Origin of the sequence: Streptomyces sp. NPDC052023 (assembly GCF_044548465.1) — a bacterium.
In the GTDB taxonomy this organism is placed as follows: domain Bacteria; phylum Actinomycetota; class Actinomycetes; order Streptomycetales; family Streptomycetaceae; genus Streptomyces.
The window spans coordinates 76032-90944 of the sequence record NZ_JBIUBW010000015.1 but is presented as its reverse complement, the minus strand read 5'-3'; the positions used below and the strand labels follow the sequence as shown (position 1 = coordinate 90944).

Annotated in this window: 14 protein-coding genes; 11 read left to right on the top strand and 3 right to left on the bottom strand. The window is 71.0% G+C overall.

Annotation, left to right across the window (positions count from 1 at the left end):
• Positions 1-137 precede the first annotated feature (137 nt).
• Complete coding sequence (locus tag ACIHCM_RS26485) at positions 138-305, top strand: hypothetical protein (RefSeq protein WP_399900578.1); 168 nt, start codon at positions 138-140, stop codon at positions 303-305.
• A 242-nt stretch (positions 306-547) separates the two neighbouring features.
• Here ACIHCM_RS26485 and ACIHCM_RS26480 read toward each other — a convergent pair whose 3' ends face one another.
• Positions 548-1579: an acyl-CoA dehydrogenase family protein gene (locus ACIHCM_RS26480; RefSeq protein WP_399900575.1), complete on the bottom strand. Its 1032-nt coding sequence runs from the start codon at positions 1577-1579 to the stop codon at positions 548-550.
• Positions 1580-1729: 150 nt separating this feature from the next.
• Here ACIHCM_RS26480 and polX point away from each other — a divergent pair, with 150 nt between their 5' ends.
• The 3 genes from polX (at position 1730) to ACIHCM_RS26465 (ending at position 6206) form a co-directional block, all read left to right on the top strand.
• The gene (gene polX / locus ACIHCM_RS26475; protein ID WP_399900572.1) at positions 1730-3478 is read left to right on the top strand and encodes a DNA polymerase/3'-5' exonuclease PolX; all 1749 of its coding nucleotides are present in this window, start codon (positions 1730-1732) and stop codon (positions 3476-3478) included.
• Between the two features lie 636 nt (positions 3479-4114).
• The gene (locus ACIHCM_RS26470) at positions 4115-4768 is read left to right on the top strand and encodes a chitinase (RefSeq protein ID WP_399900853.1); all 654 of its coding nucleotides are present in this window, start codon (positions 4115-4117) and stop codon (positions 4766-4768) included.
• A 64-nt stretch (positions 4769-4832) separates the two neighbouring features.
• Entirely contained in the window at positions 4833-6206 is a 1374-nt protein-coding gene (locus tag ACIHCM_RS26465) for a phospholipase (RefSeq protein WP_399900568.1), read from the top strand.
• Positions 6207-6249: 43 nt separating this feature from the next.
• On the opposite strand, the gene sph is transcribed toward ACIHCM_RS26465, so the two are convergent.
• Positions 6250-7179: a sphingomyelin phosphodiesterase gene (sph, locus tag ACIHCM_RS26460; protein WP_399900849.1), complete on the bottom strand. Its 930-nt coding sequence runs from the start codon at positions 7177-7179 to the stop codon at positions 6250-6252.
• A 357-nt stretch (positions 7180-7536) separates the two neighbouring features.
• Here sph and ACIHCM_RS26455 point away from each other — a divergent pair, with 357 nt between their 5' ends.
• The 7 genes from ACIHCM_RS26455 (at position 7537) to ACIHCM_RS26425 (ending at position 14307) form a co-directional block, all read left to right on the top strand.
• Complete coding sequence (locus ACIHCM_RS26455) at positions 7537-8367, top strand: alpha/beta fold hydrolase (RefSeq protein ID WP_399900564.1); 831 nt, start codon at positions 7537-7539, stop codon at positions 8365-8367.
• Between the two features lie 128 nt (positions 8368-8495).
• Positions 8496-9020, top strand: coding sequence for a (2Fe-2S)-binding protein (locus ACIHCM_RS26450; RefSeq protein WP_399900561.1), 525 nt, complete (start codon positions 8496-8498; stop codon positions 9018-9020).
• Between the two features lie 11 nt (positions 9021-9031).
• Complete coding sequence (locus ACIHCM_RS26445) at positions 9032-10060, top strand: FAD binding domain-containing protein (RefSeq protein WP_399900559.1); 1029 nt, start codon at positions 9032-9034, stop codon at positions 10058-10060.
• The gene (locus ACIHCM_RS26440) at positions 10057-12291 is read left to right on the top strand and encodes a xanthine dehydrogenase family protein molybdopterin-binding subunit (protein WP_399900557.1); all 2235 of its coding nucleotides are present in this window, start codon (positions 10057-10059) and stop codon (positions 12289-12291) included. The genes ACIHCM_RS26445 and ACIHCM_RS26440 overlap by 4 nt, the downstream gene beginning before the upstream one ends.
• Before the next feature lie 70 nt (positions 12292-12361).
• Positions 12362-12628: a hypothetical protein gene (locus ACIHCM_RS26435; RefSeq protein ID WP_399900554.1), complete on the top strand. Its 267-nt coding sequence runs from the start codon at positions 12362-12364 to the stop codon at positions 12626-12628.
• Positions 12629-12767: 139 nt separating this feature from the next.
• Entirely contained in the window at positions 12768-13160 is a 393-nt protein-coding gene (locus ACIHCM_RS26430; RefSeq protein WP_399900551.1) for a VOC family protein, read from the top strand.
• A 73-nt stretch (positions 13161-13233) separates the two neighbouring features.
• On the top strand, positions 13234-14307 hold the full coding sequence (locus tag ACIHCM_RS26425; protein ID WP_399900548.1) for an adenosine deaminase: 1074 nt from the start codon (positions 13234-13236) through the stop codon (positions 14305-14307).
• Here the strand turns inward: ACIHCM_RS26425 and ACIHCM_RS26420 are convergent.
• A complete protein-coding gene (locus ACIHCM_RS26420) occupies positions 14295-14804 on the bottom strand; it encodes a DUF664 domain-containing protein (RefSeq protein WP_399900545.1) in 510 nt (169 codons plus the stop codon). The two genes, ACIHCM_RS26425 and ACIHCM_RS26420, sit on opposite strands and share 13 nt — an antisense overlap.
• Between the last annotated feature and the right edge of the window lie 109 nt (positions 14805-14913).

Below are 14913 nucleotides of genomic sequence, written 5' to 3'. Positions count from 1 at the left end.
CACCCGCCCGTCACCGCCTGTTGCGCGTGGTTCACGCGGATGTACATGATCGCGGGGATCGAGGGCAGGCGAATCGTACGGGAGTTGCCCGCGTCCGTCGAGGGTTCGGCGGGAGGACCTTGGAGGTGTCTGCGGCTATGGGTGCGAAGGTGATGGAGCGTTTTCCCGCCGGAGCTCCGCGAGGATCGTGGCCGGCGGAGGAGTACGCCGCCGCACTGCGTGCCGAGGGTGAGCCGGCGACGGTGGTGATGGACCTGAGGCAGGACGCGTTCCTCGTGGTGGTTCCGGCGCGCGACGAGGACTGACCACCGGCGGCTGAGCGTGCCCCGGGGCGCACGGACTGCCGGTGGGCGCACATGCCGGTGAACTCGCTGGTGCGGCGGGTCGAGCACCCCGGGCACGGCGTGCGCTGCCCCGGCTCCGCCGGCTTGTGCCGCCCGCTGCCGCCACTTGAGATCCCCGGCGCCCGCCGTCCCGCGCCCGGGTGTGCGCGGCGCGTCGAGGATTCCGCCCACGCCGGCCGGCCGCGCCAGGAGCTGCTGGTGCGTCATGAGATCAGGGCGTCGAGGTGCGCGCGCCGTGACTGCGCCGTCTGGCCCTGGACCAGCAGGAACATGGCCTCGCGGGCGAACCGCTGGGCCTTGCTGGTCACGGCCATGGACCGGCCGCCCCCGGACACCACGGCCGCCGTGGTCGCCGCGCGCAGCACCTCGTACGACCGCAGCCTGAGCGCCAGCCGCTCGTCCAGATGCTCGTGCGGCGCCGCCTCGTCGGCGAGCGCGTAGGCGCGAGAGCGGATCTCGGCGAGGCGGGCGCGCAGCGGCCCCGCGACGCCGTCGTCCAGCAGGCCGAGGGCGGCCTCGGTGACACCGAAGACGGCGGGGGAGGCGGCCACCGTCTTCGGGCGGTCCCCGGCGGCCCACTCCTCGTACGGTGTCCGCACGGCCACCGCCTCCTCGGGCAGCCACATGCCGTCGAGTTCCAGAGACACCGTGCGCGCCGCCGTGAGCGCCGCGAGCCGCAGGGGAGGCGAGGCGCGCATCCCCGGCCGCTCCCGCGCCTCGGTGAACGCGAACAGGGCCTCCCCGCCGTCGGTCACACCGGCGAGCAGCATCACGTCGTTGAGGCCCCACCCGGTGTACCAGGGCACCGTCCCGTCGAACCGCCACCCGCCCCGCTCGCGCACCACCCGCACCGGCGTCCGGGGGTGGGCCCGCAGGTGCGCGTAGGCGACGCCCGACAGCAGTTCACCGCGGGCCATCGGCCCCAGCAGCCGCTCCCGTACCGGCTCCGCGCCCTGCATCAGCGTCGCGACCGGCGTGTGGTGCTGCGTCTGGACGAACCAGGTGGAGCAGCAGGCCCCCGCCAGGATCTCCGCGGTCTCCCGGGCCACGGCGGCGGGTGCGGCCCAGCCGCCGTACTCCTCGGGCGCGCCGAGCCCCAGCAGCCCGGACCTTTTGATCGCGTCGATGTGACCGGACGGCACCTCCGTCTGGTCCACCCTCTCGGCGTCGGGGGAGAGGAGGTCGTCGGCCAGCTGCCGGGCGCGGACGACGAGCGGGTGCGGTGTGGTGGTCATGGGAAAGATCCTCCGCCGCCGTGGCGCGGGGTGTCGATTCCGGGGCGTCGTCGCTCCCGGGCCGAGGGCCGCGCGGCGGGTTCCTGACCCGGGTGTCTGCGTGCCCCGCTCAGCTGAGCGGGGCGCGAGTGGCGTGCTTACCCTGGAGACGTGGCTCGTTCCAACGATGAGGTGGCCGCGCTGTTCGCCGAGTACGCGGATCTGATCTCGATCACCGGAGGAGATGCCTTCCGGGCGCGCGTGTACGAGAAGGCCGCACGGGCGATCGGCGGTCACCATGCCGACGTGTCCAACCTCGACCTCAAGGGTCTGCAGGAGATTCCCAACGTCGGCAAGTCGATCGCGGAGAAGATCGTCGAGTACTTCGGCACCGGCCAGGTCTCCGCGGTCGAGGAACTGCGGGCGCGAATCCCCGCCGGCGTCCGGCGGCTGACGGCCATCCCCACACTCGGCCCGAAGAAGGCCATGGCGGTCTACGAGGAACTGGGAATCTCCTCGATCGAGGAACTGGCCGACGCCATCCAGCAGGAGCGGCTGCGGGACTTGAAGGGATTCGGGCCCAAGACCGAGGAGAACATCCTGCACGGCATCGCGCTGCTGCAGTCCTCCGGGGACCGGGCGCTGATCGACGCCGCCATGGACGTGGCCGAGGGCATGGTCGCCCAGTTGTCGAAGGTGCGAGGCTGCCGCCGGTGCGCGTACGCCGGCTCGCTGCGCCGGGGCCGGGAGACCGTCGGGGACATCGACATCCTCGCCGCGGCCGAGGACTCGGCGCCGCTGATGCGGGCCTTCGCCGAACTGCCGGAGACCGGCGAGGTGATCGCGCGGGGCACCACGAAGACGTCGATCCGCACCACCAAGGGCCTCGCCGTCGACCTGCGGGTCGTACCGCCGGACTCCTGGGGAGCCGCCCTGCAGTACTTCACCGGCTCGAAGGCGCACAACATCCGTACCCGGGAGCGGGCCGTGCACCAGGGGCTGAAGCTCTCCGAGTACGGGCTGTTCGACGTGGAGAGCGGAGAGAAGATCGTCTCCGAGTCGGAGGAGGACGTCTACGCGCGGCTCGGCCTGCCGTGGATCCCGCCGGCGCTGCGGGAGGACCGCGGCGAGATCGAGGCGGGGCTGCGCGACGAACTGCCCGAGCTGGTCCAGGAGTCCGACATCCGGGGTGACCTGCACACCCACACGGACCTCACGGACGGGCTCGCCCCGCTGGAGGAGATGGTGGCGGCGGCCCACGACCGCGGCCACTCCTACTACGCGATCACCGACCACGCGCCCAACCTCTACATGCAGCGCATGACCGGCGAACGGATGCTGGCCCAGCGTGAGCGCGTCCGTGAACTCGACAGGGAGTACGGCGGGCGCGGCGGGATGAGGCTGCTGCACGGCGTGGAGCTGAACATCGACCCCGACGGCGGCGTGGACTGGCCGGACGACTTCCTGGCCGACTTCGACCTGTGCGTGGCCTCGGTGCACTCGCACTTCAACCAGGCGCCCGACGCGATGACCCAGCGTTTCCTGCGGGCCTGCGAGAACCCGTACATCAACATCATCGGCCACCCCACCACCCGCATCATCGGCAAACGCCCCGGCGTGGACGCCGACCTGGACGCGCTCTTCGCCGCCTGCGCGCACACCGGCACGGCCCTGGAGATCAACTCCCATCCCGACCGGCTCGACCTGAACGACGAGCACATCCTGCGGGCCAAGCGCTACGGGGTGAAGTTCGCCATCGACAGCGACGCGCACTCCACCCTCCATCTGGCCCATCTGCGCTACGGCGTGGGCACGGCGCAGCGGGGCTGGCTCACCAAGGACGATGTGATCAACACCTGGCCACTCACCCGCCTGCGGCGCTTCCTGCGCAAGGGGCGTTCGAAAGCGGGGGCGAGCTAGGAGGGGGTGGCCCGAGCGCTCAGGGAGGAACGGAGCCGGGCCACGGGGCTGTTGGTGAGCGAATCCGCCGCCGTGCGGCACTGCCCGGCACGGTGCCGCCGAACTTCCCGGCGCAGCCGGCGCGGCCCGACCCGGCCGCGATGCCGTCGCGTGAGCGAATCCCCGGGGCAGCCGGTGGGCGGAATTCCGGTCAGTGCCGGGTCGTGAGGCGAGGTCCGGGCGAGCGGAGTCGTCCGTCGGGACGTCACATCCACGTCGGGTGCCACCGGGGGTCCGGCCTCCGCCACGGCGTCAGAGAGCCCGGGCGAGGGTGCCGACGGGTCGCGGGCCACCGACGCCGAGAGCCTGTCCGATGTGCGGCGTCGGTTCAGAGCTCTCGCAGGTCATACCTCCTTGATACGGCGCGCGAGCGGGGCTCGCGCGTCAACTCTGCCTGAGCTCCAGCGGAGTTGACTGGTCTACACCCTTGACTGGTACAGACCAACGCGGTTGAGTGTCGGACCAACCCCCCACCACGGCCGCCCCCACCCCCCTCCTCGGGGAGCGGCCGTGCACCGCAAAGGAGCTGAACCTGTGTCGAGGCGTCGTTTCCGCATCTCCGCACTCCTGAGCTCGCTCGCACTCGCGGGCACCGCCCTGGCCCTTCAGCCGGCCCCCACCGCGTCGGCCGCCGGATTCGTGGTCAGCGAGGCGCAGTTCAACCAGATGTTCCCGAACCGGAACTCGTTCTACACGTACAGCGGCCTCACCGCGGCCCTGAGCGCGTACCCCGCCTTCGCGAACACGGGCAGCGACACCGTGAAGAAGCAGGAGGCGGCCGCCTTCCTCGCCAACGTCAGCCACGAGACCGGTGGCCTGGTGCACATCGTCGAGCAGAACCAGGCCAACTACCCGCACTACTGCGACTGGAGTCAGTCGTACGGCTGCCCGGCGGGCCAGGCCGCCTACTACGGCCGCGGTCCCATCCAGCTGAGCTGGAACTTCAACTACAAGGCCGCGGGCGACGCGCTGGGCCTGAACCTCCTGGGTGATCCGTGGATGGTGCAGAACAATGCCTCCGTCGCCTGGAAGACGGGCCTGTGGTACTGGAACACCCAGTCCGGACCCGGCACCATGACCGGCCACAACGCCATGGTCAACGGCGCCGGCTTCGGGCAGACGATCCGCAGCATCAACGGCTCCCTGGAGTGCGACGGCAAGAACCCGGCGCAGGTGCAGAGCAGGGTGAACAACTATCAGAGGCTCACCCAGATTCTCGGTGTTTCACCGGGTGGCAACCTCTACTGCTGACGCCGGTTCGCGGGGCATGGTGTCATGCACCTGACCATCGCTCCGCGAAACGAAGGGCATCGTCATGCGTCGCACCCCCCACGCCCTGCTCGCCACGACCGCCGCGCTGGCCGCCGCGGTCGTGGCGCCCCCATCCCCGGCAGGGGCCGCGCCCGCGGCCCCTGCCTCCGGCACGTACTACCTGCAGAGCGCCACCACCGGCCTCAACGCCGCCGACAACCAGGGCGCGGTCGAGCAGCACAGACCGAAGGGCAACGAGGACCGCCAGCAGTGGAACCTGCGGCCGAGCGGTGGCTCGTACGTCCTCGAAAGCACCGACGCCACCGGCACCTGCCTCGGGCGCTCCGGCGACCAGGCGCGGACCGTCACCTGTACGAGCACCGACGCGGCCTGGGAGATCGCGCCCAGCGGCGCGGACCGGTACACCCTCAAGGCACCCGGGACCGACCGCCATCTCACGCTCGCCCCCAAGCCCACCGGCGCCAACTACCCCGCCCCGCTGGTGGTCGGCGCCCCCGGCGCCCTCGCGTCCTGGTACCTCACCCCCGTCACGCCGGCCACCACCCCGATGCCGCCGCAGGACCTTCGCACCCTGGACCAGGTCACGTTCCTCACCTCGCACAACGCCTACGCCAACGGCGTCGACGGCGGCTTCGCCCCGCCGTTCGTGAACCTCGTGCCGAACCAGTCGCGCGGCATCAACCAGCAACTCGCCGACGGCGTCCGCGGATTCATGCTCGACATCCACCAGACCCCCGACGGCGCGATTCTCTGCCACAACAGCTGCACCCTGGTCAGCAGGCCGGTCGCGCTGTGGGTCGACCTCCAGCGGATCGTGGACTTCCTGCGGGCTCACCCCGACCAGTTCGTCACCGTCTTCCTGGAGGACTACGTCGACCCGGGCGTCCTGCGCTCCGAACTCGCCCGTGTGAGCGGTCTGGACGACGTCCTGTACCGCCCCGACCGGACAGGCGTCCGCGACAGCGGCTGGCCCCGGCTCACCGACCTGATCGCCGCCAACGACCGGCTGCTGATCTTCACCGACCACAGCCGTTCCGCCGACCAGTCGGCCGGTCTGACCCGGGACAGCTTCGGGGTGATGTACCAGCGGGAATGGACCGTCGAGAACTACTGGTCGATGGGTTCCGGCCTCGGCTCCTCCGACTGGTCCTGCTACAGCCGCTGGTACGACGCCCACACCAACATCCCGCTGACCTGGACCGAGCCCGGCTTCCGCCCGTTGTTCGTGATGAACCACTTCCGTGACGTCCCGATCTCCGGCACGGCCCGCACGGACAACACCAAGCTCGCCGACCGGGCCCGCCGCTTCTGCCAGCCGGCCGCCCGCAAGAAGCCCAACTTCCTCGCGGTGGACCGCTACGAGCTCGGCGACACGGCGTCGGCGGTGAACGCCCTCAACTCCTACACCTACCCGTAGACGCCCGATGAGGTGGGCCCCGGTCGCCCGGGGCCCATGTCGCTCAGTGCCCGATGACCGGGTAGTGGTCCGACAGGTTCGTGTACGAGTAGTCGGTGCCCCAGCTCGACACCGTCCAGGGCGCGCTCTGCTCCTTGACGACGTCGTTCTTCCAGACCGCCGGCCGGGCGTGCCCCGCCCGGTGGAGCACGAAGTCGAGGTCCTCGCGCGGGTCGTCGGGGTAACGGTCCCGGGCGATGGAGTTCTCCGCGGTGTCGAAGGAGTACGGGTGCCCGGTGCGCGTGGTGCTGTCCACCAGCCCGGCGTCCGTGAGCATCGAGGCGTGCTCGGGGGAGCGGGAGTCGACGTTGAGGTCTCCGGCGACCAGCACCTGCTCCCCGGCCGGAATGTTCTTGCCGTCCAGGAACGCGTCGATCGCCTTGAACTGCCGGCTGCGCATCGCGGCCGCCTCACCGGCGCCGCAGCCCGGGTCGGTCGACTGGGCGTGCGTGCCGAGGACGTGCACCTTCGTGCCGTTCACGTTCAGGACGACGTACGCGAAGCCCTTGTTGGACCACCAGTCCGAGCCGCACGCGTCCTTGTAGACCCACTGTTCCTTGCGCAGGATCGGCCACTTGCTGAGAATGGCCACTCCGCCGTCCTCGGGTGTGGTCGCCGAGTACGCCCCGCCGGTCGCGTCCCAGCCGCTCTTGGCGCGACCTACCACCGGCGTCTGGTACGGGTACTGGCTCGCCGCGGCGCTCTTGAGCCCGTCCGAGGAGGAGTTGTCGAAGGCCTCCTGCACGACCACGACGTCGTTCCCACGGAAGAAGGGCGCCTTCGCGATCTGCGCGGCCCGGTGGTCCTGGCCCCAGTTCGGGTAGAGGGTCTTGCTGAACAGGAAGACGTTGTACGACAGCACCTTGAGCGGGGGTGCCTGCTCGGCGGCGACCGCGGCGGGCGCCGAGCCCAGTCCGGCGGCGCCGAGCGACAACGCGAGGACGACGGCGCCCTGAGCGCGGCGCGGTGCGGGAAGCGTCACTGGATCTCCCTGTGGGTGGAAGGGGGTGGGTGGCGCCGCACATCAAACCACCTGGAGTTACTCCTGGGTAACACCCGTGCAGGGCAGGGATGGCGGAACGGCGTATGCCGGTGGTCGGCGGCCGGCTCGCGTCACGGGGCAGAAAATGAGGTATTCCGGACGCGGGCGTAACGTGGCTGACATGGATCCGGCCGCGGCCTTCGGTCCGCGGGTCCAGCGCTTCCGCGCGGCTCGGTCCCGGTTGCCGCCGCAGTGTGCCGGCGCCCTCGTGCGACCTTGCCGCTTCGCCTTCCAGCAGAAGGATCAGCAATGGGCACGGTCACCACCTCCGACGGTACGACCATCTTCTACAAGGACTGGGGCCCGCGTGACGGCCGCCCGATCGTCTTCCACCACGGCTGGCCGCTCAGCGCGGACGACTGGGACAACCAGATGTTGTTCTTCCTCGCTCACGGCTATCGCGTGATAGCCCACGACCGGCGCGGTCACGGTCGCTCCAGCCAGTCCTCCACCGGCCACGAGATGGACACCTACGCCGCCGACGTCGCGGCGCTCACCGACGCGCTCGACCTCCAGGGCGCGGTGCACATCGGGCACTCGACCGGCGGCGGCGAGGTCGCGCACTACGTCGCGCGCGCCAAGCCGGGCCGCGTCGCGAAGGCCGTCCTCGTCGGTGCCGTGCCGCCGATCATGGTCAAGTCCGAGTCCAACCCGGGCGGAACGCCGATCGAGGTCTTCGACGGATTCCGCGCCGCCCTGGCCGCCAATCGCGCGCAGTTCTACACCGAGGTGCCGTCGGGCCCCTTCTACGGATTCAACCGGGAGGGCGCGGAGGTGTCCCAGGGCCTGATCGACAACTGGTGGCGCCAGGGCATGATGGGCGCGGCCAACGCCCACTACGAGTGCATCAAGGCGTTCTCCGAGACCGACTTCACCGAGGACCTCGAGCAGATCGACGTACCGGTGCTCGTCGCGCACGGCACGGACGATCAGATCGTGCCCTACCCGGATGCGGCGCCGCTGTCGGTCCAGCTGCTGAAGCACGGCACGCTGAAGTCGTACGAGGGCTATCCGCACGGCATGCTCTCGACCCACCCGGACGTCCTCAACCCCGACCTGCTGGAGTTCGTGAAGTCGTAGCCTGCCCGCGCGAGGGGGCGGCCACCGGGCGGCCCCCTTGGCACATGCTGACCCATGCCGCAAATCTAACTTTTGCGGCCTGTCTGTGCCCGTACGAGAATTAAGGGTGCTCTCTCTGGAGGTGTGCCATGTCCACTCGCGGCCAGGCCGTTACGGAAGCAGGCACCGCACAGGTGGAACGCGGCCCCGGTCCGGTCCGGGTGAGACTGTCGATCAACGGAGCCGAGCACACCCTGGACATCGAGCCGCGGGTGAGCCTGCTGGACGCACTCCGGGAGCGCCTCGACCTGACGGGCGCGAAGAAGGGCTGTGACCAGGGCACCTGCGGAGCCTGCACGGTGTGGGTGGACGGACGGCGGGTGCTGGCCTGCCTCACGCTCGCGATGACCTGCGAAGGACATGAGGTCACCACCGTCGAGGGACTCGCCGCGCACGGGGAACCGCACCCCATGCAGCAGGCCTTCATCGAGCAGGACGCCTTCCAGTGCGGCTACTGCACTCCCGGCCAGATCATGTCCGCCGTGGCACTGATCGCAGAGGGGCATGCCCGGAACGACGCCGAGATCAAGGAGTGGATGAGCGGCAACATCTGCCGCTGCGCCGCCTATCCGCACATCCGGGCCGCGATCCGCTCCGTCCGCGACCAGACGTAGGAGGCCCCCTCGTGCGGCCCATCACCTACCTCCGCGCGCCCGACACGGCGACCGCCGTCGCCGCCGTGAGCGCCGACCCCACCAGCGACTTCCTCGCCGGGGGCACCACCGAGGTCGACCTGCTGCGGCAGAACGTGCTGAACCCCCGACGGCTCGTCGACATCAACAGCCTTCCCCTGACCGGGATCGAGGGCACACCGGAGGGCGGTCTGCGCATCGGCGCCCTGGCCCGGATGAGCGAGGTCGCGGCGGCCCCCGTCGTCCGCGAGCGTTTCCCGCTGATCGCGCGGGCCCTGGAGCTGGGGGCGTCCGCGCAGTTGCGCAACATGGCGTCCATGGGGGGCAACCTCCTGCAGCGCGTGCGTTGTTCCTACTTCCGCGACGCCGAGTCCGCGTGCAACAAGCGTGAGCCCGGCAGCGGCTGCTCGGCCATCGAGGGCTTCAGCCGCGGCCACGCGGTGCTCGGCACCAGCGAACACTGCATCGCCACCCACCCCTCGGACGTGGCCGTCGCCCTGGTCGCGCTGGACGCACGCGTGCACACCCTGGGGCCGGGCGGCGAGCGCACCTATCCGATCGACGACTTCTTCCTGCTCCCCGGCGACTCCCCACACCGTGAACACCCCATGGAACACGGTGAGTTGATTACCGGCATCGAGGTGCCCCCCGCACCGCCGGCGCGCCACTCCCTCTATCTGAAGGTCCGTGACCGTGAGTCCTACGAGTTCGCCCTCGTCTCGGTCGCGGCTGCGCTCTCCGTCGTGGACGGCACGATCGCGGACGTGCGGATGGCTCTGGGCGGCGTGGCCACCAAACCCTGGCGGGCCAGGCGAGCCGAGGACTTCCTGATCGGCGCTGCCGTGAACCGGGACAACTTCGCCCTGGCCGGCCGCGTGGAGATGGCCGACGCCCGGCCGACCGCCATGAACGCCTTCAAGGTCGAACTCGCCCAGCGCGCGATCGTCCGCGCCCTCGACACGCTCAGCGACGGATCGGGAAGCGGGCCCGCGGCCCGGCCCGGGACCGGGAGCCCGTCATGACCGCCACCATCCCGTCCGCCCTCGGACAGCCGCTCGACCGCGTCGACGGTCTCGCCAAGGTCAGCGGAAGCGCCCGCTACTCCGCCGAGATCCCCCTCCCGGACATGGCCTACGCGTGCGTGGTCGGCTCCCGCATCGCCGCCGGGCGGGTCACGGACATCGACGCGAGCGCCGCGCTGGCCGAGGAGGGCGTCCTCGCGGTCCTCACCCACCGGACGCTGCCGAAGATCGCCGAGCAGCCGCCGCTCATCCCCTCCCTCGCCGGGACGGCGGCTCCCGGGCAGACCTTCTTCCCGATGCAGGACGACACCGTCCACTACGCGGGCCAGCAGATCGCCCTCGTCGTCGCCGACACCTGGGAACGCGCCCAGCACGGAGCACGCCTGCTGCGCGTCACCTACGAGGAGACACCGCCGGTCACCACCCTCGACCAGGGCCGCGACCGGACGTACGTGCCCGAGCGGATCTTCGGCGGCTGGATACCGGGCCGGAGCGAGCGCGGGGACGTCAACGCCGCCCTCGCGGACGCGGACATCCGGGTGGACGCCACCTACACCTACGCGGCGAACAACCACAACCCGATCGAATCCTCCTGCACCACGGCCCAGTGGGACGGCGACGAGCTGATCCTGTACGACGCCACGCAGGGGGTGAACGCCACACAGATGACCGTCTCCCGGCTGCTCGGCGTTCCGATGTCGAAGATCCGGGTCCTCGGTCACTACGTCGGCGGCAGCTTCGGGTGCAAGGCGATGATCCACGCCCACTCGACGCTCGCCGCGATGGCGGCCCGTGAGGTCGGCCGGCCGGTGAAACTCGCCCTCACCCGGGAGCAGATGTTCACCTCCGTGGGCCACCGCGAGGAACAGGAACAGCGCATGACCCTCGGCGCGACTCGCGAGGGCAGACTGACCGGGATCCGGCACCACAAGCTCTCCCCGACCTCCCACTTCGACGACTGGGCTGAACCCTCCGTCGGCGTCTCCTCGCAGATCTACGCGTCTTCCGCCTACGAGGGCGAGTACCGGCTGTTCCGCGCCAACACCATGACCCCCACCTTCATGCGGGCGCCGGGCGAGGCCAGCGGCATGTTCGCGCTGGAGTCCACGATGGACGAACTCGCCCACGAGCTGGGCCTGGACCCCGTCGAACTGCGCCTGCTCAACCACACCGACGTCGACGCCATGTCGGGCCTGCCCTGGTCCAGCAGCGGCCTGCGGGAGTGCTACGAACGCGGAGCGCAGCGCTTCGGCTGGGCCGGGCGTGATCCCCGGCCGGGCGTACGACGGGACGGGAACTGGCTGATCGGCACGGGCATGGCCACCGCGAGCTATCCGGTCGCGCCGCTCGCCAACCCCCAGCGCGCCCGCGCCCGGGTGTACGCGGACGGCACGGCCCTGGTCCAGGCCGCCACACCCGAGTTCGGTACCGGTGTCGCCACGGTCATGACCCAGGTCGCCGCGGAAGGCCTCGGCATGGGCGTGGACCGCTGCCGGTTCGAGTTCGGGGACACCGATCTGCCCAACATCGCCGCCGCCGTGGGCTCGGTCGGCGCCGGCATGATCAGCGCGGCCGTGCACAGCGCCGCCACCGCCCTGCGCGGGCAGCTGATCTCGAGCGCCGTCGGCGATCCCGGTTCACCGCTGCACGGCGCCGACCCGGTCGACGTCGTGGTGCGGGAGGGGGTGATGACCGCCGGAACCGCGTCCGAGTCGTACAGCGATCTGCTGGTGCGCAACTTCCGGCCGGACGCCGAGGCCGTGGGGCAGTGGAACCCGCCCCGCGAGATCCCCTACGGGATGATGACCTTCGGGGCACAGTTCGCCGAGGTCGCCGTGGACGCCGAGCTGGGCCTCGTCCGGGTACGGCGCATGACCGGGGCCTTCGCGCCCGGCCGTGTCCTCAACACCAAGACGGCCCGCAGCCAGCTGATGGGCGGCATGCTGTGGGGCCTCGGCCAGGCGCTCCTGGAGGCCAACCACATGGAGCCGGCCACCGGCCGCTGGGTCAGCGCGAGCCTCGGGGAATACCTGGTCCCCGTGAACGCGGACGCGCCCGACGTCGACGTGGAGCTCGTCGAGGTCGAGGACGACATCGTCAACCCGCTGGGCGTCAAGGGCGTCGGTGAGATCGGCCAGGTCGGTGTGGCGGCCGCGATCGCCAACGCCGTGCACCACGCGACCGGGCGGCGGGTGCGCAAACTGCCGATCACCATCGAGGACCTGTTGTGAGCCTCGCGCCGTCCGCCCGGAGGCGCGCGGCGGCCACGCCGGTCACGTCACGCCTGAAGGTCTTACCCCCATGGGAGCACCCGACCCCGCCGACGGACCGGACACGGTGGACGCCGCGGACGACTCGGACGATGCCGTCGACCGCGTCGAGGCGGTGGTCGGGGACGTGGGGGACGGCGCCGCCGCGGCACTGCGCGCCCTGCTGACCCACTCGGTCGCCGGGCTCGCCGTCTGGGACACCGACCTGCGATGCATCTGGGACAACGACGCCTTCGAACGCGTCGACGGCATCGACCGCGGCCGGCGCATCACCCTGCTGCCGGCTTGCTGTCTGTGAGGCTCCGCTCCCGGCGGAGCCGACCGCACGCTGCGCACTGGGCATTCGGCCTCGCCACGGGACGGGTACGACGACGGCTGGCGTCCACGAGGTTTTACGTATAACCTCTCCCGTCAATCAGCCCTCCCGGAAGGTCCCGATGACACGCATCGCCCTGGTCACCCTCGTCGTGGACGACTACGACGAGGCGATCCGCTTCTACACCGAGGCCCTCGGCTTCCGGCTCGCCGAGGACGCGCCCCGCCCCGACGGCTCCCGCTGGGTCGTGGTCGAGCCCGGGACGGGAGGCACCGGCACCGCCCTGCTGCTGGCGCGCGCCAAGGGTGAGGCGCAACAGGCCCGGGTCGGGGACCAGACCGGCGGCCGCGTCGGGTTCTTCCTGCACACCGACGACTTCGCCCGCGACCACGCGCGGGCGCTCGCCGCGGGGGTGAGCTTCTTGGAGGAGCCGCGGTACGAGCCATACGGCACGGTCGCCGTCTTCCAGGACCTTTACGGCAACCGGTGGGATCTGCTCCAGCCCGCCGGCTGACCGCGCAGCCCCGATCGCCCCGCACACACACAGTCCCGCTCGCTCAGACACTCCGCCCCAGGAAAGGCGCACCATGACAGCTACGCGCGTAGACGCCGAGACCCTCCGCCGCCTGCCCAAGGCCGTCCTGCACGACCACCTCGACGGCGGCCTGCGCCCAGCCACCGTCGTGGAGCTCGCCGAGACCGTCGGGCACACCCTGCCCACCACCGACCCCGACGCACTCGCCGCCTGGTACTACGACGCGGCCAACTCCGGCGACCTGGTCCGCTACATCGCCACCTTCGAGCACACCCTCGCCGTGATGCAGACCCGCGAGGGCCTGCTGCGCACGGCCGAGGAGTACGTCCTGGACCTGGCGGCGGACGGCGTCGTGTACGGCGAGGTCCGCTACGCGCCGGAGCTCATGGTCAAGGGCGGGCTGACCCTGCCCGAGGTCGTCGAGACCGTGCAGGAGGGGCTCGCCGCGGGCATGGCCAAGGCGGCGGCCGCCGGCACGCCGGTGCGGGTGGGGACGCTGCTGTGCGGCATGCGGATGTTCGACCGCAGCCGGGAGATCGCCGACCTCGTGGTCGCCTTCCGGGACGCCGGCGTCGTCGGCTTCGACATCGCCGGCGCCGAGGACGGCTTCCCGCCCGCCGACCACCTGGCCGCCTTCGCGCACCTGCGCGAGGAGAACGTGCCGTTCACCATCCACGCCGGTGAGGCGCACGGCCTGCCCAGCATCCACCAGGCGCTCCAGGTGTGCGGCGCCCAGCGCATCGGCCACGGCGTGCGGATCACCGACGACATCCCCGACCTCGCGTCCGGCAAGCTAGGCCGGCTCGCCGGTTGGGTCCGCGACCGCCGGATCGCGCTGGAGATGTGCCCTACCTCCAACCTCCAGACCGGCGCGGCCACCTCGATCGCCGAGCACCCCATCACGGCGCTCCGCGACCTCGGATTCCGCGTCACGCTCAACACCGACAACCGCCTGGTCTCCGGCACGACCATGACCCGCGAGATGTCGCTGCTGGTCGAGGAGGCGGGCTGGACGGTCGAGGACCTGCGCACCGTCACCGTGAACGCCGTCAAGAGCGCGTTCATACCCTTCGACGAGCGCAACGCCCTCATCCGGGACGTGATCCTGCCGGGCTACGAGGCCTGAAGCAGCCCTCGTGCATAGGCGGCCTGTCCGACGTGCTGAAGGTCGTCGGACAGGACGCTCACCAGCCGGGTGCCGAGGGTGACCGGCGGATCCCAGCGCTCGTCCACGACGCGTTCGAGGTCCTGGGCGGTCAGTCCACGCAGGAAACCCCGGGTCTGCTCGTGCACGGCGTCGTAGTAGCCGGTCAGCAGGTCCGGGGAGTCGACCCGAACCCTCGCGACCTTCGCCGGGCTGTGCCCGTAACCGGTGTCGTGGCGCGGCAGCCCGAGCCCGAAGCGCTTCTCCCAGTCCTGGCTGAGCCAGACCTGTTCCAGCCCGGCGGCGTCGGCGACGTGGTCGTCCTGGACGCGGGTCAGGTGCCAGACGAGCCAGGAGACGGAGTTGGCGGTGGGCCCGGGGCGGGCGTTGAGGCCGTCGGCCGTGAGGCCTTCGACGACGGCGTGGACTTCTTCCTGGATGCGGCTGTAACCGTCGCTGAGGATGTCCTTGGCATGCATACGTCCCACCATGGCGCATCGCCGGGATGCGCACGACGCCACATCGCCGGCGCCGCCGAACCTCACGAACTTCCGGTCACCGCACCGCCCCCGCCGGACCTCGGCGTCG